Raw genomic sequence first — 20,876 nt, 5'->3', positions numbered from 1 at the left:
AGAAGGACAATTACTTATTATAATATTATTCTTCCTGTTTCCATACATAAAACACATTCCTTCCCGCCCCTCTCTTACGCAGTTTTCCCTCCTGAATAAAAGTATTCAAATCATCAACAGCTTTCAGCCGGGCTACTCCTGTCAGTCTGCTGTATTCTATGCGGGTGATTCCTCCGTTCTTCTTCAGAAACTCCTGTAACATTTGAAGACGTTGTTCGACAGGTATCTCCGCTTTACTGACAGTCCGTCCCGATTTGGGCACACGTTCAAGTCTCATTTCCCGTCTTACCTTCAATTTAAAATTTTTGGAAGTACGCAGGTGTACATTGTCAAAACAGATAGATTCGGAACGGATTTCTTTTTTAGTCATTACCTTCTGAGTGCATTTCAAAGAGACACTAAGATGTCCCAGCTCTCCAAGCTCCACAATATAGCCACGCGCCAAGAGACTACCAAGTTCATCTATTACAGCCCCCAACACCCCGTCAACCATATTCTGGGGAAAATGTTGATAACGTGACACACGTTCTATAAACTCTTTTTGGGAATAAGTCCCGCTCGGAACTATCCGTGCATGAAGGGGTTGCTTCTCGCCGGTATTCTGAACGTCCGGTGTCTCATACAAATCATAATACGCACTCATAAGCAGCTATATTTTATTGAGTTATCATTTACTGTTTTCTTGCCTGATATTTAATCTCTCTTATACCAATCATTAGTTCTTGGCTAGCACATATTTATTCGTCTGACTATAGTGTAACTTACATCTGACTATAGTTACTCTTTCGTCTGACTATAGTTAGACGAAAAAGCAACTATAGTCAGACGATTAGTTTATTGCATGCAAAGATATACTTTATCGCAATACAACTTATAAATATTAGGAAGAAAAGATTTAGCTAACCGCTAGAAATTAATCACCCAACAGCAACTTAGTCACAGCAGCAGTATTCAAAGCCCATTCACGGGTATATACTTCATCGGCTTCCGGTGTATCAGCCAACTTCAAACCCTGTGCTTGTGCTTTGATTGCCAACAGTTCGCCCACAGTGGTTTTGGCTTCCAGTTTATCCAGATACTTTTCAATAGTCTGTGTATCCAAAGAAAGAATGGTCTGTCCGCCGAAAGGTATTTCCAACCATACAACTTCCCGTTCCTTCACTTTCAGGACTCCGAAAACAAGTCCTTTCTGCACACTTTGAGAAACTCGTACCTGATGCTGAACACAAGAAGGGTCATAAGCCACTCCGTTTCTCTCCGATATTTTCATCGGGTAAGCGGAGTTCATCCAACCTACCACCAGATTAGGAGAGATAGCCCCATTGCTATACGCATTGCAGGTGAAAGCAACATATTGCGCACCTACACGGTTCAACTCATTCAAATCCAATTCGATATACTCGGCAGTACCTTTCTTGTCGGGGATGCTTCGGATATCTCCGCTATGTTTAGCACCAATAGCTTTCAAATTGAAGTAGGAACATACTTCTGTCGTTGAGGGCATAGTGATATGACAGCTCAAGTCCATATCCAAATGCTGTGCCGGAAGTCCTTTTCCCCATTGCATAAACAATCGAACCTTATCTCCTTCCACCGGGAAACGTGTACCCTGCAATGCACAGGAAGTATCCTGAACCGTTTCGCTACGGTCGCCGATAGACAATGGAATATGAAACAACATAGGATCAATATACATACTTGCGCTTCCACTCCCGGCACCCGCATTAGCAAAACGGGCAGCAACAACCTCTTTACACAAATCCTGTACCTCTTTCACCATCTCTTTAAGCTGGTCTTCCATATAAAGACTCACCAAATAGTGAGGCTCTATCAAAAGCGCATTACCACCTAAAGGTTTCACCATTCTCTTATGTCCTTGCTCAAAGTAACTCTCCGCATACATACCCAAAGTGACCACCAAACGAGCCGGCAACAAATGAACGACTTCTTTAAATGCCGCCAACGTTTCTTCCGGACCGAACCAAAGCATATTGGCAAACAGGGAACGTGCAAACATACCCGGGCGTTGCTTCAACAAAGCGAATGTCTGTGCCGCGTCTGCTTTCAAACGGCTACGTTCCACTTCTCCCTGCCAAACTGTATATGCCTGACAGTAGAATACGTCCATCAACTCTTTCAAATTTTCGAATCCCGGTTTACGAGCATATTCCGCCAAACGCAATGCACGTATCATACGTACCCACATTTCCCTTTTCGGATGCATCATTTCACAAGACTTCTCCGGTGTCATCGCCAAATTGTTCAACCAAAGAGCCACCATTTTACACTCGCAACGGGTATATTTCAATTTTAATTCTTCCCGCTTTGCCTGGGCAGCCGAACGGCTTTTATCCAAAGCATTGCACAGATGTGCATTGTTTCTACCCGCTTTACGAATGAGGGTCTTAGGCTCTATGATTTGCAAGAATCCGGTTTTCTTATACCACAAATAACGCAATATATCATTCGGAGCAGAGAAATAAATCTGCGCTTCCTGTGCCCTATCCTGCTCTACCAGTGTGTCGATCACCAGCATCAGAGTTTCTTTCATCTTGATTCCGACTGCCGGCAACGGAAGTTCAGCCAGCAAGATTTTCAAGCTGTCCGCTTGTGTTGCATCAAGAGCCGTACGTGATTCCAGCAAGTCACCAAAGAAAACATTCAGCTCTTTTTCCTGCCAAAGTTCCAACACTTTCAATTTACTGGCTTGTCCGAAATATTCTGTAGATGCCGTTTCAAACGGAGTTCCGCAGAACGGACAACCGTTGTATCGTTCCAAGGGGAATGTATTATCAGGAATCACGTGTCCGCAAGATAGTTTCACACCTTTCTTACTATTGAACATGTTAGCAAGCCATGTAATCCAATGATCCAAACGTGTTTCTCCGGTAGGTGTATCCCAACCTTTCACCAATGGAGCCCAGTTGAGTGACACACCCAATACTTCTTTCATCACCTGGAGAATCTCCACCTGTTTTGCCGGATACAACTGATTGACAGCATGCAACAACTCTTCGGATAAGCTATATCCCACTTTTCGAAGTTGAGCAACCAATGTTACAGTAGTTGAAGTCAATGCCTCACGCTTTTCTGTTCCTTCTATCACTGGCAAATAAATTGCATGTTGCCTGATAGATACTTTCAACAAATCTTTTTTCATACGTTGTGTTTTTTAAGTAAGGTAATCGGAAGACTGTGAATCAATGGTGCATTCCTGCAGTGTTGAAGTAAGTCTTCCTTGACCTTAGTTTATAAAAAAGAGGTAGAACAGGCCGGATTCGAACCAGCAATATCCACCATTAAGAAGTAAGCCCCGGTTGACCTCATTTCAGATAATCCCGAAGCTACCGTCCTACCTCTATATTTGTTTTTTGTGGAGCAGGCCGGAGTCGAACCGACGACCGTCACGGGATAGAAGTAAATCTTAATTGACCTTTTTATCAAGATGATCTCAAGATTAAAGATGATGCTCTACCCACTGAGCTACTGCCCCTTTGCGAAACAGGAAAACGGATAATCGTACTGGTAATGTTCTACCTAAAAGAGTGTGTTGAAGTAACCCGTACTTGACCTGTTTCCTTGTTTCCTCGACAAAGATAGAAGCAGCAATACGCAGCCTTTTTGCGTAGCTCAAACTTTTTTGCTCTTTTGAAGAAAAAAACAGTAAAAAATGAATGAACAGGACTTGTTTTGTGAAGAAAGAGAAACTTCCCTATGTCGAACGCATTAGTCATATAGGTAGCACAGCCATCAAAGGGATTTAGGCAAAGCCTATTATAGATATAATTTATAAAAACATAGAAAACACCCTCGAATGGAATCATCCGAGAGCAAACGAAAAAACAACCTGTGTCAGAAACACAGATTGTTTATCAAACTAAATCCGATTTATTATTTTTAGTCATGCCGTAAAGATAGGCATATTCTATTTAATGGCAAAACGGGCAGTCATTTCATATCTCAACTTGATGACACGATACTGTTCGGTAGCAGCTGTGCCCATACTAACATTGCTCTGTGCCTGAAAAGGAAGATAACGGCTTATGTTGTTATCGGCAGGTTCGATGATACGAATGACTTCACCCAATTCCTGCCCCATCGCTTCCACCAAGTAGGATGCTTTTTCACGGGCAGCTTTCAACGCTTCAATCTTACCTTGCTTCCGATACATTGGCAAATCCTGATGCTTCAATTCTCCGATGCGCATGGACTCAATTCCCCATGTATTAACAGAACGAATAATAGAATTGATCTGCTCAAAATCGGTCAACCGGATATCCAATTGCTTACCTATCAGAAATTCCTTTCCTCTTTGGCGCCAATAATCCCCTATTTCCTGTGTACGGATAGCATCATCCGCTATTCCGATTTTGCGCAAACTCCGACGCAAATCCTTTTCAATCATAGCCAATGGCACTTTCGTCCGAAAATCTTCTTCTTTATTGGATTTACCTGTATACTCTTCCTGCCAATACTCCTTAATCTGAATCAGAAAATGTATTTCATCCGGAACGACTTCAATCTCCGAAGAACCGGTCACTTCAATATATTTCCCATCACTTTCTTGAGCATTGACAACCATACTCCATGCAAACAAAACAAAAGCTAATAAAAATACCTTTTTCATATCTTTGATTTTATAGTACAACCTCATTTACAGCATCCGAATGATTATATCACAAAGCTATTAAAAAAAACTGTAAAATCGATCTTATCCCCAAATATCAATCTAGCTTTTTCGAAGGGCAAATATAATCGTTTTTTATGATTATATGACGCTTTGGTGAAATTTAAGGAACAAGGTATCCGAAAAAGCACAAAAATAGTATCTTTGCCTGCGATTTATTCACAAAGATGTGATAAAGCTATTTTTAATCATTTAATAATAAAGACTATGATTAGATTAAATGTTTTCGTCCGCGTAAGCGAGACAAACCGCGAGAAAGCGATTGAGGCAGCTAAAGAACTGACTGCTTGTTCCTTGAAGGAAGAAGGATGCATTGCTTATGATACTTTCGAAAGCAGTACCCGTCACGACGTTTTCATGATTTGTGAAACATGGCAGAATGCTGAAGTATTGGCTGCTCATGAGAAATCTTCTCATTTCAGCAAGTACGTAGGTATCATTCAAGAATTAGCCGAAATGAAACTGGAGAAGTTCGAATTCTAAATGAAACACGGAGAATAGATATACTATCTATCCAACTATCATCAAAAAAGAGAGAGAGACATTCTTCTTCGAAAGAAAAGAATGTCTCTCTCTTTTTATTTCCAGATCTCACGAGAATATGACCGTATGAAGTGATTAGTCCAGCTTCTTATGAATAAATGTCCCTTCAATCCAATAAGTTGCGTGATTCGATTCAAATTTCAGCAGCACATAGCCCGGATCGGTAGGACCTCCAGGGAAATGTTCGATAAACCAGTCCTGCCAAAGTTCCCGTTTCATCTTCTCGTCGGTTACCACTTCCACCGTTCCCGTCAATGCTACACTGTCTCCCTTATCCTGAAAGCATAATCCGGCTTTCGGATTCGACAGAAAGTCAATGGTCTTTAATGAATCCGCTCCGGTAGACATCCAAATAGTAGAAATCCCCTCTGTTGCAATCTTGCTCATCGGCACAGGACGGGGATACCCCTCTTTATTTACAGAAGCAAGCACTACCACTTCACATCTCTGCAACAACTCGGTTGCTTTCTCTTTCATTGTTTTTGTTGACATAATCTTATTGGATTTATATTGCGGACAAATATAGTGAAAATAAAATCTAATTCACAATACGCCCGTTTGCCTTAGCCTTTTGAAGCCATTCAGGGACAATTTCTTTGAGAAATTTATCTTTGTCCGCCTTTTCAACAGCCATATCCAAACCGATATATTGCTGTGCTTTTTCTTTCGTTGTAATATCCGGAAGCGGTACATTATCTGTATATCCATGCGCTACAAGTACTTTACCGATAAGCATACGAGCTTGAAATACTTTATTTAAGCCATGCCCCAAAATACGCATTGTTTCCTGCGGGGCATGAAAAGAACCACCATGAGAAGATACGCCGAAATCCCACCTCCATTGTGCCTGACGAATCAACATCAAGGCCTCTTGCATTTCATTTTCTGTAGCTCCTATATCCCAAGTAAACTTCGCTTCAATATGTGCTTTTGCCAACTCTTTTTCTAAAAGTGTACGCAACTCATTTGCCTTTTGCTGACGTTCGTATACATTCTTACAGAGTGTCTCTTTATTATCACGATGGCAAGTCTGACAAGTACGTTCAGTCACTGCTAACGGATTCTGAATATGGTGATCGCTATATTTTATCCCTCCTTCATCATTGTAAGGCATATGACAGTCAGCGCACGACACACCACGCTGGGCGTGTATGCCCATCTGAAAAATTTCATAATCAGGATGTTGAGCCTTTAGTATAGGAGCACGACTCAATTGATGAATATAATCAGTAAATCCGATTTCATCATAATACTTTTCTAAATCTTCAACAGTGAAACCCTTATCCCAAGGAAAAGTAGGATATTTTATGTTCCCCTTGAAATAATACTCCGAATGACACTGCGCACAGACCAATGAACGCATTTCCTGTGGAGTGGCATGAGTGATATCTCTACCTTGACGACTAAAAGCTTCAGTGAGCGACGGACGGCTGATATGTAAATCCATATTTTTAGGTTCATGGCAATCGGCACATCCTATAGGGTTTACAATTTCGGCTCCCCAGGCAGCCCACTTATTATTATAAAAGGAATCTACCCCAATAACTTCTATCATACGGGGAACATCAGAACTTTTACACATCCAGCAACTTGCAAATTGAGGACCGTCAGCAGCATCCATAGGCGCACCAGTACGAAGTGAATGAACAATATCCTGTAAAGCGTACATATGCCCGCGCGGTGTTGAATAATCTTTAGAAAAAGCATAGCCAGCCCATAATATGACCATTTCCGGACGTTGCGCTAAAACATCAATAGAGGTTCTTCCATTTAAGCTGCCGTGTAAATCGGTCGATGTCGTATCCACCCACGTCTTATATTCACGTGGATAGTTTTCTGCAAAAATAAAGCTACGTGCTTCTATTCCGTTTATCTTTCTCTTTTTCTCATAGGCCACATTTACAACCTCTGTTCTGTGTTCCATCAGGAATGAAATGATTACTCCCGATGCAAAAATAACAGCCATTGCAAGAGCGAATAGTACCCATCTCTGCCAGGGTTTGAGCTTATCTTTCATTATTTGCTTTTTTTCTTTTAAAATACCTTCTGTTTATTGTACTAAATTATATTTGCCAAAGACAAAATAACGGAGAAACAACTTCCTTTTCCTACTTCTGAATGCACTTCTATACGTCCAGCCAGTCGTTCAATAATCACTTTACAAATGGAAAGTCCCAAACCACTCCCCTGCTCAAATTCATCAGCCTTGTAAAAGCGATCAAAAATCATCATAAGTTCCTTATCGTCAATCCCTTTGCCAGTATCTTTTACGTAAACGCAAACTTCCTGATGTTCTTTATATATTTTGCACCCCAAAGTAATAGTTCCTTCTTTGGTAAACTTATTTGCATTATTCAGGAAATTAGAAATGACTTGAATAAAACGGAAGCAGTCGATATTAACCGGCAAGGAAACTGTTTCATCAAGTTCAAGGATAAAACATAATGAAGGCTGAATCAGTGCTTGGTAAGTGACATAAATCTCCTTTATTATTTTCGTAACGTTATGTTCCTTTATATCAAAGGATAAGTTGCCTGAATCTAAACGAGATATTTCTAATACATCATTCACCAGTTTTAAAAGCAATTCATTATTATTATTGACTATTTCAATCATGGCAGCTTTTTCCTCCGGTTCTATTTCATCAGCCCCCTCACCTATCAATAAATTTGTGAAACCTACAATAGCATTGAGCGGTGTACGGATTTCATGACTCATGTTATTCAGAAATGACTGTTTCAACTCTGCTTTTTCTGCTATCTGTTTCGCTAGAATCAACTGTTGTTCATGCTCTACCAAGTTCTGAATATTCTGCATAATACCTGCCAACATAATCTCTCCCTGAGCATCTTTTAAGGTACTGCACCGAAGCTCATACCATTGAAAATCGGCCCCTTGTCCTCCAAAGCAAAAACGTATTCGTTGTATTTGCATACTGGGAGATTGATATAATGTTTCGTAGAACGAACTAAGCAATTGTACATCATCAGGATGGGTATATCTCATTATATCCTCTTTTGTAAACCTCCGTTGCTCCATGCCAACCAACCGTACATAATTATCATCAAATTCAAAAACACCTTCCTGAATATTCCAAAGTGAAATTTTCCCGCCGTTCATAGAAAGAGTCAACCGTTTGTGCGCTTCTTCCAACATTTGAAGATTCTTACGCTCCATCAACGAACGACGATGCGTACGTAACAGACTAATGGTAACCAAAACAAAAGAGAAAACAAATAGCCCACCCAACAAATAAAGTTCTTTTCGATAACGATCGTAAAACGGATAGTTGATAATGCGAACATCTTGCGGAACATTACTAATATCACCCGCATATTCAGAAAAATACGTCCAGTCTAGTACATACTCTTTTTCCAAATCTCTTATTTTAGGCATTCCTATTTTTTCTTTCTTTAATAAGCGTGCAGCAAGACTAGAGGCAGCCTTTGTGGTAATACCTTCTGTAGCCATATAACCACCGACAATCTTAGCATTTTCACCAAAACCTTCACGAATACAACTAAAGGAAGGAATATTTAAGGCTGTTACTATCGGAATTGCCAGCATATCTAATTTATCCAGTAAGAACGCTTGATTTTGTTGTCTTCTCTTTGATTGTTTCAACATTACCAGCAAAGAAGATCCTTTTATATAGCGAAAGGGACAGAGACTTATTGTCAGGCCATTCCTTTTAGTACTATCATTTATCAAGCCGGGAGTCAGATTAAAATATTCAATCATCTCCGTTAAATGCTTATAATCACATTCTTGTACAAATGCTTTTTGATAACTCAAAACTCTCACATTCTTCCTGTCAACCACCCGGGAAAGTCTATCGAAAGATTTATGTCCAAGAATAGTCAGGTCTATATTATAAATAATCTCCATATCGTTATGGGGATACAATATTTTTATAAAGTCAATATTACGTTTCATATCAGGACTATCACGCAATACATAAACTTTCTGCAAATCGTATTCTTCTATCAGTTCTTCATTGGGAAAATGCACATTACAAGCTACTACCGGAATAGAAGATAACAGCCTGTGACGAGTAGATAATAAAGAATTAGTTGCCTGGTCACCAATGGTCAGAATAAGGTCAGTCGATTTACTTTCAAGAAATTCAAGATATTCCCTTACATGTTCTATCTCCTCTTCCTCATCAAATTTGCTACAATCAAGATAAAACTTATCAAATGCTACCTCTATTCCTTGTTTCTGAAACTCCTGATACAACAACTTTTCTATATTTTTGTTGCCAATGTCATTTTTAGATATGGAATAAATTAGGGAAATGTGCTTTACCATCAAACTGTCAGTAACATACCAGTGTTTGTAATTTAGTCCACCTATAAAAACAAGCAATGAAAGGATGAATATTAAAACGTATTTATATTTGAAGTAGGTTTTGTTCATGCTTTTTTGTTTATGTTTGGCAAAAATAGTATAAATATCACAGCATGAAAGGTATTTCACTAAAAACATCCATTAAAAACATCCATTTTAATTAAAATCAATAAATTTCCTGGTTATCAATCCTATTTCTATATTTTACCTGACCTTTTTTTATGCTATCTTTGTATCTCAAAACAATGAAATAAATGAAGAACTTTGCAGCCATCGACTTTGAAACGGCCAATGGTAAACGTACAAGTGTTTGTAGTGTAGGTGTTGTCATTGTAAAAGACGGTCAGATCGTGAATAAAATCTATCGTCTGATTCGTCCTGCGCCTAATTATTATACGCAATGGACAACGGCTATTCACGGATTAACTTATGACGATACGATGGAAGCTGAAGATTTTCCCGATGTATGGGCTGAAATCAAACCGTTGATAGATGGATTGCCACTTGTTGCCCACAATAGTCCTTTTGATGAAGGTTGTCTTCGGGCGGTTCACGAATTGTATGATATGACTTATCCTAATTACAAATTTTATTGTACCTGCCGTACTTCCAGAAAAGTTTTCGGAAAAGATCTGCCCAATCATCAGTTACATACGGTAGCAGAACGGTGTGGATATAATTTAGAGAATCACCACCACGCACTTGCTGACGCAGAAGCTTGTGCACAAATAGCTTTACTTATTATCCCCGAACCGAAAAAACTGAAGAAAGCAAAAAAAGCCGATAAAGATACGCATGTTGGAGACTTATTCGCTTCATTTATCCCCCAAGCGGCGAAAAAGAACAAATAAAAACACTACAACTATTATCACGATCAATAATAGCCATAGTGTTTTTATAATAAAATGCTAATTATAACTTCTACTAAAGAATAGATTTGGCAATACCCATCTCCAAGCCACGAAGTTCCGCTAATCCGCGAAGACGCCCCAGACAAGAATATCCCGGATTTGTCTTCTTCTTCAAATCATCAATCATCTGATGACCATGGTCAGGACGCATAGCGATAGAACATTTACGACGTTGTTGCAGAAGAATCAGGCTCTTCATCACATTGTACATATCTACATTTCCTTCCAGATGATTCGCTTCATAGAAGTTTCCTTCTTCGTCACGTTGTGTGCTGCGCAGGTGAACAAAATTTACACGATCGCCGAAACGTTCCATCATGCCCGCAAGGTCATTGTCGGCACGTACTCCGAAAGAACCTGTACATAAGCAAAGTCCATTGGATTCGTTAGGCACGGCTTCAATCAGTTTTCTGAAATCTTCTTCCGTACTCAAAATACGTGGTAAACCTAAAATGCTGTAAGGAGGATCGTCCGGGTGAATCACCAGCTTCACGCCTACTTCATCAGCGACAGGAGCTATTTCTTTTAAGAAGAAAATCAAGTTGGAACGTAGCCTTTCAGCATCGATATCGTTATAACGGTCTAATGCCTGCTGGAACTGTTCTACTGTGAAACTTTCTTCCGAGCCTGGAAGTCCGGCAATCATATTGCGAACCAACAGTTTCTTATCATCTTCACTCATTTGTTCGAAACGAGCTTTTGCCTTAGCTATTTCTTCAGGAGTGTAATCTTTTTCTGCATTCGGACGTTTCAGGATGAAAAGGTCGAAAGCTACAAAAGCCGCCTTTTCAAAACGAAGGGCTTTAGAACCATCAGGCATTGTATAAGCAAGGTCAGTACGTGTCCAGTCCAATACAGGCATGAAGTTATAAGTAACCACCATTACACCACACTTCGCCAGATTGCGGATACTTTCCTTATAGTTCTCAATGTATTTCATGAAATCACCAGTCTGTGTCTTGATATGTTCGTGTACAGGTACACTTTCTACCACAGACCATGTCAGACCTACTTCTTCAATCATTTGCTTACGTTTCATGATCTCTTCTACTGTCCACACTTCACCATTCGGAATGTGATGAAGAGCATTTACTATACCGGTAGCGCCTGCCTGCTTAATATCCCACAAGCTAACAGGGTCGTTAGGACCATACCAGCGCCAAGTTTGTTCACATAAATACATATTGTTCTTACTAATTACAAGTTACTAATTATGATTAAAGACAGAATGATATCTTCCCAATATTAGATTGAGAATGCATCAAATCCACCATCGATTACAGCTACTGTACCTGTTACGAAGTTAGAAGCATCGCTAATCAAATAATGGATTGTTCCATAAAGATCTTCCGGCTCACCGAAACGGTTGAATGGAGTATGAGCGAGAATTGTTTTTGAACGGTCAGTCAGAGAGCCATCCGGATTAGTCAATAATGTACGGTTTTGTTCGGTCAAGAAGAAGCCTGGAGCAATTGCATTTACGCGCAAGCCATTACCGAATTTCAATGCCAGTTCGCCAGCCATGTATTTAGTAAAGTTAGCAATAGCTGCTTTAGCTGCACCATAACCAACGACACGAGTCAATGGACGAAGAGCTGATTCAGAGCAGAAGTTTACAATAGAACCTTTCTTCTGTTCTACCATAATTTCAGCAAATACCATTGTAGGCAACACTGTACCGAAAAGGTTCAAATCTACTACTTTCTTAAATGCGTCAATCTGTAAATCGAAGAACGTTTTATCCGGAGCAATAGTTGCACCTGCCATGTTACCTCCGGCAGCGTTCAACAAAACATCAATACGGCCATAAGCTTTCATGATTTCCACTTTGTTGCCTTCGAGCACTTCCTTATCCATCACATCAGTGTAAAGGAACATAGCTTCATTTCCTTCTGCTTTGATACTGTCTACCAATGCTTTTCCTGCTTCTTCACTTCTGTCAAGCACAACCACTTTTGCACCTTCCTTTGCGAGATACGCAGCAATACCTTTACCTAAAATCCCAGCTCCGCCGGTGATAACAACTACTTTACCTTTTACGTTAAATAATTCATTCATGGTTCTTACAAATTTATATGTTTATAATTTATTGTTCAGATAATATTTCAGATTCTCTTTAAGGAGAATATCGATAGGCATCAAATTCACTTTCTCACTGTTCTGTTTGAACAGCAAATGATTACACAATGATTTAATACCATCATATCCCTGACGCTCAGGACGCTGCGCAATCAATGCAGTTATCACACCTTCGGAAAGTAATTGCGTATTTCTACCGATAAGGTCATAACCAACCAGTTTGACAGCCTGCATTCCTCTTGCCTTTAGGTAATTACCTAAGATATAGCAAGTTGAATTAAAGATAACAGCCCCCTTAATATTCGGATTAGCTTCAAAGATCTCATCCAGCTTCATGAAATTATACACTGAATCATTTATTTTCAGTTCTACTTCATGCAGGCTTCCATTAAACTCTGTTTCCATAAGATAATGGCAAAAACCTTCGCGCCTGTTCTTTCCCTGGTTAGAATCGTTCTTCCCACTATGAATAATCCGTGCCATTAATATATCGGAAGAAGAAGGAAGCCTGTCCATTAATAATCTGGCAGCAATCACTCCGGCATCATAAGATTCCGTTCCAAAATAAGCCAGTTGATGCTGCCCTCCAATGTTGGAGTCAACATACACATAAGGTATTTCATTCCTGTCAAGCTCCTGCGAAAGCCGGATAACAGAATCTGTAAACAAAGTCGCAATCAATACTCCATCCACTTTCTCATTCAGCAGATTTCGGATGATATCATCAAAAGTCTTGTTATTATATTGATCGAAAAAGAGTTTGGTAATGGTGATATTATATGATTCCATTTCCGCCGCAGCTTTATCTATACCTTCCGAAATAGCTTCCCAATACTCTCCCTGCACAAAAGAAGGAGTTATTGCAAGGATATGATATTGTTTTTTGGAGGCTGCTAATGAACGTGCCATCAGATTTGGTTGATAATGTACCATTTCCAGAATAGCCTGTACTTTTTTCCTGTTTTCTTCAGATACTCTTCCACGATTATGGATTACACGATCTACCGTGCCAACAGAGACACCTGCCATCTTGGCAATGTCTACAATCCGAATATTTGAAAACTCTTTATCCATATATTGATAAGTATCTTGTTTTTCATCGGCAAAAGTAAAATGAATTATTGAATTAAGCAATAGTGTGTGCGCACACACATTGCAAACAAACAATCATATACAATTAATAATCAAACGATTAAACCAACAACACGACAAACATACATGTTGTTAAACATAAGAAAAAGTAAAGATAGTGTAGAGAAAAAGACTCTTTTCAGATGAAAAGTTAAAGAGAAAGTCTCCCCTGATTCTTAAAGGAAGTGCAAATAACAAAGAATATTCATCCAAATGTGCCCGTACACACATCCAAATGATAACCGAATAAGATTAGAGATAAAAAGATTAATATACAATATAATAAAACAGGTAACCGATTCTATTAAAATCGATTACCCATTTTGGGATTCTTATTTTTCCCACTTATCTTTTGCTTTTCCGGCCACTTTGTCGGCTTCGGCTGCTACTTTATTTGCAATTTCCGCGCCCGTTTCTACAGCTTTAAGTCCAAGATCCATCGCTTTTCTTTCAGCATGAGCAGCTGCTATTTCAGCATCGCGACCTATGCGATGGATAGCATTATAAATTTCACTTTCCAACTGCTTTGCTTTTGCTGTGCGTGAAAGACGATAAGCAACTGCGCCGAGGATTGACCCAATTCCGAGTCCAATCCAGAAATTTCCATGTCTACATTCCATAATTAAGTTCTGTTTTTAGGATTAAAAATAAATTATATAAATATCTATTTAGATTTCGAGAATAAGGAAGCAATCCATAATACAAGGATAGCCCCTACAGTGGAAGTTATCAAACTTCCGATCAGTCCTGAAGCTGCCAGTCCGAAAAGGGCAAATACCCAACCGCCCAATACACCTCCAAGAATACCAAGTAATAAATTTATGATAAGACCAAAACCTCCGCCGCGCATTACTTTACCTGCGAGGAATCCAGCCACAATACCAATGATGATATACCAAATAAAGCCCATATTATCCTCCTTTTTTATTTAACAACAGCAGGTACGGAGAATAGTTCAGTTAGTCAAAAGTGAATTAACGACAATTTACAATCCTTAGTCTTAAAGTTTTATTCTAAAGGACCTTTCGATAAAAGAATCCATCGCTACCACAACTTTCTTCATATCATATTGAATTAATCATAGCAAATATATTGAGAAACGGGAAGTTTACGTACCTTTGCAGCCAATTTTCAGGAACACTTCAAAAGTAAATAGGTATTATGGTACAGAATCAGGAACAACCCGTAGGAAAAATCACATTTTCCATCTTGATTGCATTGAGTCTTTCACACTGCCTCAACGATCTTTTACAGTCGGTGCTATCAGCGTCTTATCCTCTATTCAAAGATGATTTGGGACTTAGTTTCGCCCAAATCGGACTTATAACGTTAGTTTATCAACTTTCCGCTTCGGTCTTTCAGCCGATTACCGGAGTTTTCTTTGATAAGCATCCCGTCGCATGGTCACTGCCTATCGGAATGAGCTTTACAATGATTGGTCTGATAAACTTGGCATTCTCCGATAATCTATATTGGATATTATTATCCGTATTCTTAATCGGGATCGGTTCATCCGTACTGCATCCGGAAGCTTCTCGTATCACATTCCTTGCTTCAGGAGGAAAACGTGGGCTGGCACAATCGCTTTTTCAAGTAGGTGGTAACTTCGGAGGTTCATTAGGTCCTTTGCTGGTAGCTTTACTGGTGGCTCCTTATGGCAGAGAGCATCTCCTCATATTCGCATTTGTGGCTTTAGCAGCTATCGGGGTGATGTATCCGATTTGCAAATGGTATAAGGCATATCTAAACCGGATGAAAGAACAGACCGTCAGTATCAAGAGGCCTGTTCATCTTCCTTTGCCTATGGATAAGACAGCCCTTTCAATCGGGATATTACTGATCTTGATTTTCTCCAAGTACATTTATATGGCAAGTCTTACCAGTTATTATACCTTCTATTTAATCCATAAATTCAATGTAAGCGTACAAGAATCGCAGCTATATTTATTTATCTTCCTTGTTGCTACCGCCATCGGAACATTAATCGGAGGTCCTGTAGGCGACCGCGTTGGTCGGAAGTATGTGATTTGGGCTTCTATTTTAGGAGCAGCTCCATTCAGTTTATTAATGCCACATGCCAATCTAGCTTGGACGATTGTACTTAGTTTCTGTGTAGGGTTAATGCTTTCTTCGGCTTTCCCCGCCATATTACTTTATGCACAGGAATTACTTCCTACTAAACTTGGATTGATATCAGGACTGTTCTTTGGATTTGCGTTCGGAGTTGCCGGTGTTGCATCGGCAGTACTTGGCAATTTGGCAGATAAAACCAGTATTGAGTATGTCTATAATATATGTGCTTATATGCCGTTACTAGGATTAGTCACGTTCTTTTTACCCAATTTGAAAAAACAGAAAATCGAATAAAATAGAAGAATGAAAACAACCGGTATGCATCGTCACGACGTATACCGGTCTACAAGTTAAGGTCAAAGTCAAAAAATTAAGAGAGCTATTTATATGTTAGGGTTAGCGTTAATTTCTTTCTGCGGGATAGCATATAAATAATAAGTACTATTCACTGTAAATGGCTTCCCGTCCGGAAAGTTAAGGAACCAATGTCCCAAAGGATTCCGTTTAGCAAAGGAGCCATCTTCCTGCCAACAGTCCACTTCTGTCTTTTGCATCTCATCCGATAAAGCAGTACGTTCTACTGCCTTTTGCGTACGAAGTATATCGGTAATACCAAATCCTTCTCCCCAAAGTTCACGACGACGCTCCATCAGTATCTCATTGATTACATCTTCCTGTGACTTTCCTGTCACCTCGTAATCCCCTACTCCACGGGCATTACGCAATGTATTCAATGGAGCTACAGCCTGTGCCAACGCTACGCCATCGCGTACTTTTGCTTCAGCTTCTATCAAATACATTTCAGCAGCACGCATCAAGACCAGATCAGCTGTATCATCTGCACGCATGTGAAATTTCTTATATCCCAAATACCCTTCACGCATCCACTGAAACAAAGGCAAACGAATGTCACCGTCGATAAATGTATCCTTTAGATGAGGATCGGCCATAAAGCTACTGTACATTCCTATGTATGTTACATCCAGAAAATAGAAGTTGTAGCTGGCGTCCGATTGGGAAGGAATTTGAGGAAATCCCCATATCCATTCTTTATTGGAAATATTATTAAAACCTTCGTACTCGGCTGTAGTTGTCATCAATGTATATCCTGCACGGGCGGCTTCAGCAGCTTTTGCAGCTTCTTCCCACTGTCCGGTCAACAAGTAAGCACGAGCTAAAAGACCGTCAACTACTGCTACATTCGGTTTGAACTTCTGGTTATCACCACTGCGAACATAGTTTTTCAAATAATCCTGCGCCAAGTTCAAATCATCAAAAATACGCTGGTAAACCTGTGCCACTGTTGATTTTCCTTTCGGTACTGTCGCACTATTACTCGGTTCGGTATAAATAGGAACACAAGGTGCATCCTTATCCTTCAAATAGGTAAATTGATAATGCTGTACCAGATGCAAATAACAGAAAGCACGCAATGCCAATGCTTGTCCCTGTACCTGTCGGAGTTCTTCCGAATCCCCCTTGATTGAAATGGCAGTATTACAATTATCTATCGTTTTATATATCAGATACCAGGCAAACTCTGTTCTACCGTTCGAAGAAAGTGCTATATCATTAAACTGATACGAAGAGTTGAAACCATATTTCGGACGGGAAACAATATCACTTGCCATCATATCATCCAAACACTGAAGTGCCCGATAACCGATATTAGCATAGGTACTTGAATAATCAAACAGATTATACCAAGCACCATTCACAAGTGCCTCCGCATTTTCGGGTACAGCTACCTTATCCGAACTTACCGCATCTGTAGGGTCCGTATCCAGAAAACTGCTGCTACAGCTCGTTGCCAGAAAAAGGCAGGCAACTGCCGCAAGAATAGATTGAATCTTTATTTTTCTCATAATTTAGTCTGAATTTAGAAAGAAACGTTGATACCTCCGGAAATGGTTCGCATAGCCGGATAACGGTAATAAGTGATACCGGTAATTCCCTGTTCTGGGTCTAGTCCCTGATTCCGGTGAATAGTAAACAGATTATCTCCTTGTACATATACCTGCACACTGCTCAATGATAACTTACTAATCCATTGTTTGGGTAAGTTATAGGAAAGTGTCAGGTTTTTCAATCGCATATACGAATTATTCTGCAAGAAACGAGTGGAAGCCGAGTTCCAGTTATTAGAGGTAGTGCTCAAAGCAGGGACATCTGTATAGCGATTGTCGGGAGTCCATCTTCTTAGAATCTCCGTCGACCAGTCACGTCCTTCCAAACTTCCATTGTGCAGAATCATTGTAATATCACGATTGTAGATATATCCACCGATACTATAAGCAAAGATGGCCGAAAGATCGAATCCTTTCCAAGAAAGAGACGTATTAAATCCGCCATACACCTTCGGAAGAGATGATTTATTGACGTAATAATAATCAGCCGAACCATAGTTATTTGTTGTGACACGTCTTCCGGTCGGATTCTTATTTGCATCTTTCTCATCCATATACCACAGCGGATCTCCATTTTCCGGATCTACCCCCGCCCACTCTATCATATAGAAATCATACACCGAACGGCCTACCTGCAACTTGTTCACACCACTTCGCGGCATATCTTTCAATGGAAGGTCTGTTACCTTATTCTTATAATGCGTCAGGTTCATTCCCAGTTTCCATATCCAACCATTCTGATTGATAATCGTTCCGTTAAGAACCATTTCAATACCCGTATTTTTTAACGCTCCTACATTTTCGTCAATAGAGCCATATCCCAGGGAAGGAGCTATCGGACGTGAATAAAGCAGATCTTTCGAACGACGTGTAAAGAAATCAAATGAACCGGAAAAACGGTTATTGAACAGGGAGAAGTCGATGCCTACATTAAAATTAAGATTCGTTTCCCATTTCAGATTCGGAGTTGCCATACGGTCGGACACTAACGCATTTTCGCCCAAATTGGAAACAATGGTATAAAGTCCTTTACTCGCATAATAAGTGCCCAAGTTATCATTTCCCTGCGCACCATAGCTCATTTTCAGAGTCAAGGCAGACAACCAGTCGGAAGTACTTGCCATAAACTCTTCCCGGTCGATACGCCAGGAAGTACCCAGCGACCAGAAATTTCCCCAGCGAGTCTCAGGCGCAAAACGTGAAGAACCGTCGCGACGATAGGATGCCGAGAAGAAATATTTATTCTGATAATCGTATAATGCTTGGGTCAGATAACCCACCAAAGCATAATCAATGCGATACCCTGAACCTCCGGTCAACTGTGAACCGACTACCAACTCCGGCATATCAGGCTGCGCCATTTTGGAACGTGATGCCGTCAGTTCATCGTAGCGGTAAGAATAGGCCTCCACACCGGCAAGGACATTAAAATGATGTTCACCAATTGTCTTGTCATACGTAGCAATATTATTCCATGTCCAAGAGAAAGTGCGAGTATTCATCCGGCTGACGCCGCCACCGTTTTCTTTAGCCGGCCCCAATTTCGGATTCGTATAATCCAACGTATTATAATTAATCAAGTCAAAGTTGAAACTTGTCTTGAATTTCAATCCTTCAATAATCGTAGCTTCCAGAAAAGTACGACCGGAGACTTCATCTTTCATTCGTTCTGATTTATCCAAAGGTAAAGTAGCCGGCAGATTCCAGTTTGCCATCGAACCGGAAGGACGATAGGAACCGAAGTCATAAATACGGTCTCCATTCTCATCCAATTTGTAACCACCGTCAGTATTCATTTCATAAATCGGATAAAATCCGGGCATGGTACGTCCTGCGGTAATCACATTACTGGTTTTGGAGTCGGAAGAAACCGGATAGTTCTGCATGGAATGTGCAAAACTCAAATTGACTCCTCCCTTCAACCAGGAAGTCATTTCGCTGGTGATATTGGAACGAAGATTGAAACGCTGATAACCGGATTCAAGCGCAATACCTTTATCATTCAGGTATCCGGCTGAGAAGAAATACTGATTTGCTTTTCCGCCTCCGGAAACACTTAGATTCAACTCTGTGCGAAGTGCTTGTTGTTCCATGGCATCACTCCAGTCAGAATTCCATAATGGACGGGCACCTGCCACCAATTTTCCATCTGTACCGACCGGTTGCGTATATTGGGGGCCATAAGGATTCGGGCCACCTCCCATCAATTTGGTAACCAGGTCTTTGGAAGCTTGCGCCGCAGCAGTTGCCGGAGTATAATCCGCACTCCTAGCATACTGATTGCGAAGTGCTTCCCAATACAATTCAAAGTATTGATCGGTACTGACACGATCATAATCACGCACGGCACGATTGGAACCTCCTAAAGAGGCTTTTACCTTTACAGTTGCTTTGGTATTTTGCTCACCTTGCTTGGTTGTGATAATAATCACCCCATTTGCGCCACGTGACCCGTATAAAGCAGCAGAAGCCGCATCTTTCAATACTGTCATCGAAGATATATCATCAGGATTGATAGAGTTCACACTACCGTCGAATGGAACACCGTCCACCACATAAAGCGGAGCACTGGATGCATTGATAGATCCGATACCACGAATACGGATTTCCGCATCCGTACCCGGCTGCCCGCTTGCCGCACTAGCCTGTACTCCGGACACCGTCCCTTCTAATACACGCGATACGCTCGAAGTCTGTAGCTTTTCAATCTCACCCGCTTTCATCGTCGAAGCTGCTCCGGTAAAGCTATACTTCTTAGCAGTAGCATAAGCTACTACCATTACTTCTTCCAGTTCTTTACTTTCCGATTCCAACGTGACATTAATCACACTTCGATTATTCACTGGTTGTTCTACCGATCTCATTCCTACAAAACGGAACACTAAAGTGCCGGTAGCAGGAACTTCAATTGAATAATTTCCATCAATATCGGTGATGGTGCCGGAGGATGCTCCTTTCAATTGTACGGAGACACCAGGCAAGGGCTCCCCTTCAGAAGTCACCGTACCCGTCACGCGTTTCTCCTGCTGTGCTTCCGCATATACTATATTTCCAGCAAAAAGCAGAAGAGACACGACTAATAAACGTAAATAGATTCTCATAATTTTGTGGCTTAAGATTTATTTGCTTGTTGTAACTAACAGTATATTGAACTTTTTTGTTTAGGAAACGAAACATTTTTTAGAAGATTGCTAG

Annotated in this window: 16 protein-coding genes and 1 tRNA gene; 3 read left to right on the top strand and 14 right to left on the bottom strand. The window is 40.4% G+C overall.

Going from position 1 to position 20,876, the window contains the following annotated elements; translation table 11 throughout:
• Positions 1-25: 25 nt before the first annotated feature.
• From I2I04_RS12880 to I2I04_RS12865, 4 genes are all read right to left on the bottom strand, one after another.
• Positions 26-643 (bottom strand): DNA-binding protein, encoded by a 618-nt coding sequence (locus I2I04_RS12880; protein WP_143259598.1) that lies wholly within the window; start codon positions 641-643, stop codon positions 26-28.
• Positions 644-913: 270 nt separating this feature from the next.
• Complete coding sequence (locus I2I04_RS12875) at positions 914-3,160, bottom strand: hypothetical protein (RefSeq protein ID WP_195655182.1); 2,247 nt, start codon at positions 3,158-3,160, stop codon at positions 914-916.
• Between the two features lie 214 nt (positions 3,161-3,374).
• Positions 3,375-3,493: transfer RNA gene (locus I2I04_RS12870), tRNA-OTHER, on the bottom strand.
• A gap of 432 nt (positions 3,494-3,925) precedes the next feature.
• The gene (locus I2I04_RS12865; RefSeq protein WP_195655181.1) at positions 3,926-4,627 is read right to left on the bottom strand and encodes an SIMPL domain-containing protein; all 702 of its coding nucleotides are present in this window, start codon (positions 4,625-4,627) and stop codon (positions 3,926-3,928) included.
• Between the two features lie 267 nt (positions 4,628-4,894).
• Between I2I04_RS12865 and I2I04_RS12860 the strand changes: the two genes are divergently transcribed.
• On the top strand, positions 4,895-5,170 hold the full coding sequence (locus I2I04_RS12860; RefSeq protein WP_004313343.1) for a putative quinol monooxygenase: 276 nt from the start codon (positions 4,895-4,897) through the stop codon (positions 5,168-5,170).
• 135 nt (positions 5,171-5,305) lie between these two features.
• Here I2I04_RS12860 and I2I04_RS12855 read toward each other — a convergent pair whose 3' ends face one another.
• The 3 genes from I2I04_RS12855 to I2I04_RS12845 are packed head-to-tail and all read right to left on the bottom strand — an operon-like array spanning position 5,306 to position 9,718.
• A complete protein-coding gene (locus tag I2I04_RS12855) occupies positions 5,306-5,722 on the bottom strand; it encodes a pyridoxamine 5'-phosphate oxidase family protein (protein WP_195655180.1) in 417 nt (138 codons plus the stop codon).
• A 46-nt stretch (positions 5,723-5,768) separates the two neighbouring features.
• Positions 5,769-7,247 (bottom strand): ammonia-forming cytochrome c nitrite reductase, encoded by a 1,479-nt coding sequence (nrfA, locus tag I2I04_RS12850; protein ID WP_195655179.1) that lies wholly within the window; start codon positions 7,245-7,247, stop codon positions 5,769-5,771.
• Between the two features lie 41 nt (positions 7,248-7,288).
• Complete coding sequence (locus tag I2I04_RS12845) at positions 7,289-9,718, bottom strand: sensor histidine kinase (RefSeq protein ID WP_195655178.1); 2,430 nt, start codon at positions 9,716-9,718, stop codon at positions 7,289-7,291.
• A 116-nt stretch (positions 9,719-9,834) separates the two neighbouring features.
• On the opposite strand from I2I04_RS12845, the gene I2I04_RS12840 reads away from it, so the two are divergent.
• Positions 9,835-10,431, top strand: a complete 597-nt coding sequence (locus I2I04_RS12840) for a 3'-5' exonuclease (protein WP_143259587.1) — start codon at positions 9,835-9,837, stop codon at positions 10,429-10,431.
• Between the two features lie 73 nt (positions 10,432-10,504).
• On the opposite strand, the gene uxuA is transcribed toward I2I04_RS12840, so the two are convergent.
• The 5 genes from uxuA to I2I04_RS12815 form a co-directional block, all read right to left on the bottom strand.
• Complete coding sequence (uxuA, locus tag I2I04_RS12835) at positions 10,505-11,674, bottom strand: mannonate dehydratase (RefSeq protein ID WP_143259585.1); 1,170 nt, start codon at positions 11,672-11,674, stop codon at positions 10,505-10,507.
• Between the two features lie 62 nt (positions 11,675-11,736).
• A complete protein-coding gene (locus tag I2I04_RS12830; protein WP_008025615.1) occupies positions 11,737-12,549 on the bottom strand; it encodes an SDR family oxidoreductase in 813 nt (270 codons plus the stop codon).
• 21 nt (positions 12,550-12,570) lie between these two features.
• Positions 12,571-13,644, bottom strand: a complete 1,074-nt coding sequence (locus I2I04_RS12825) for a substrate-binding domain-containing protein (protein ID WP_143259584.1) — start codon at positions 13,642-13,644, stop codon at positions 12,571-12,573.
• Positions 13,645-14,033: 389 nt separating this feature from the next.
• Positions 14,034-14,321 (bottom strand): YtxH domain-containing protein, encoded by a 288-nt coding sequence (locus I2I04_RS12820; RefSeq protein WP_143259583.1) that lies wholly within the window; start codon positions 14,319-14,321, stop codon positions 14,034-14,036.
• A gap of 44 nt (positions 14,322-14,365) precedes the next feature.
• Positions 14,366-14,611 carry a GlsB/YeaQ/YmgE family stress response membrane protein gene (locus I2I04_RS12815; RefSeq protein ID WP_143259582.1) on the bottom strand — a complete coding sequence of 82 codons (246 nt, stop codon included), beginning with the start codon at positions 14,609-14,611 and terminating at the stop codon, positions 14,366-14,368.
• A gap of 251 nt (positions 14,612-14,862) precedes the next feature.
• Here I2I04_RS12815 and I2I04_RS12810 point away from each other — a divergent pair, with 251 nt between their 5' ends.
• On the top strand, positions 14,863-16,068 hold the full coding sequence (locus I2I04_RS12810) for an MFS transporter (RefSeq protein ID WP_143259581.1): 1,206 nt from the start codon (positions 14,863-14,865) through the stop codon (positions 16,066-16,068).
• A gap of 89 nt (positions 16,069-16,157) precedes the next feature.
• On the opposite strand, the gene I2I04_RS12805 is transcribed toward I2I04_RS12810, so the two are convergent.
• Entirely contained in the window at positions 16,158-17,639 is a 1,482-nt protein-coding gene (locus tag I2I04_RS12805; protein ID WP_195473091.1) for a RagB/SusD family nutrient uptake outer membrane protein, read from the bottom strand.
• 14 nt (positions 17,640-17,653) lie between these two features.
• Complete coding sequence (locus I2I04_RS12800; RefSeq protein ID WP_195473093.1) at positions 17,654-20,782, bottom strand: SusC/RagA family TonB-linked outer membrane protein; 3,129 nt, start codon at positions 20,780-20,782, stop codon at positions 17,654-17,656.
• Positions 20,783-20,876 lie beyond the last annotated feature (94 nt).

This window comes from Bacteroides sp. 1001136B_160425_E2 (genome assembly GCF_015559655.1).
Taxonomy (GTDB): domain Bacteria; phylum Bacteroidota; class Bacteroidia; order Bacteroidales; family Bacteroidaceae; genus Bacteroides; species Bacteroides luhongzhouii.
The sequence above is the reverse complement of the archived record's forward strand: the minus strand, read 5'-3'. Positions and strand labels throughout refer to the sequence as shown.

Bases quoted from the DNA above. Each gene is read 5' to 3' on its own strand.
- I2I04_RS12880 (WP_143259598.1), bottom strand. From the start codon at position 643: ATGAGTGCGTATTATGATTTGTATGAGACACCGGACGTTCAGAATACC.
- I2I04_RS12875 (WP_195655182.1), bottom strand. From the start codon at position 3,160: ATGAAAAAAGATTTGTTGAAAGTATCTATCAGGCAACATGCAATTTAT.
- I2I04_RS12865 (WP_195655181.1), bottom strand. From the start codon at position 4,627: ATGAAAAAGGTATTTTTATTAGCTTTTGTTTTGTTTGCATGGAGTATG.
- I2I04_RS12860 (WP_004313343.1), top strand. From the start codon at position 4,895: ATGATTAGATTAAATGTTTTCGTCCGCGTAAGCGAGACAAACCGCGAG.
- I2I04_RS12855 (WP_195655180.1), bottom strand. From the start codon at position 5,722: ATGTCAACAAAAACAATGAAAGAGAAAGCAACCGAGTTGTTGCAGAGA.
- nrfA (WP_195655179.1), bottom strand. From the start codon at position 7,247: ATGAAAGATAAGCTCAAACCCTGGCAGAGATGGGTACTATTCGCTCTT.
- I2I04_RS12845 (WP_195655178.1), bottom strand. From the start codon at position 9,718: ATGTTTTTAGTGAAATACCTTTCATGCTGTGATATTTATACTATTTTT.
- I2I04_RS12840 (WP_143259587.1), top strand. From the start codon at position 9,835: ATGAAGAACTTTGCAGCCATCGACTTTGAAACGGCCAATGGTAAACGT.
- uxuA (WP_143259585.1), bottom strand. From the start codon at position 11,674: ATGTATTTATGTGAACAAACTTGGCGCTGGTATGGTCCTAACGACCCT.
- I2I04_RS12830 (WP_008025615.1), bottom strand. From the start codon at position 12,549: ATGAATGAATTATTTAACGTAAAAGGTAAAGTAGTTGTTATCACCGGC.
- I2I04_RS12825 (WP_143259584.1), bottom strand. From the start codon at position 13,644: ATGGATAAAGAGTTTTCAAATATTCGGATTGTAGACATTGCCAAGATG.
- I2I04_RS12820 (WP_143259583.1), bottom strand. From the start codon at position 14,321: ATGGAATGTAGACATGGAAATTTCTGGATTGGACTCGGAATTGGGTCA.
- I2I04_RS12815 (WP_143259582.1), bottom strand. From the start codon at position 14,611: ATGGGCTTTATTTGGTATATCATCATTGGTATTGTGGCTGGATTCCTC.
- I2I04_RS12810 (WP_143259581.1), top strand. From the start codon at position 14,863: ATGGTACAGAATCAGGAACAACCCGTAGGAAAAATCACATTTTCCATC.
- I2I04_RS12805 (WP_195473091.1), bottom strand. From the start codon at position 17,639: ATGAGAAAAATAAAGATTCAATCTATTCTTGCGGCAGTTGCCTGCCTT.
- I2I04_RS12800 (WP_195473093.1), bottom strand. From the start codon at position 20,782: ATGAGAATCTATTTACGTTTATTAGTCGTGTCTCTTCTGCTTTTTGCT.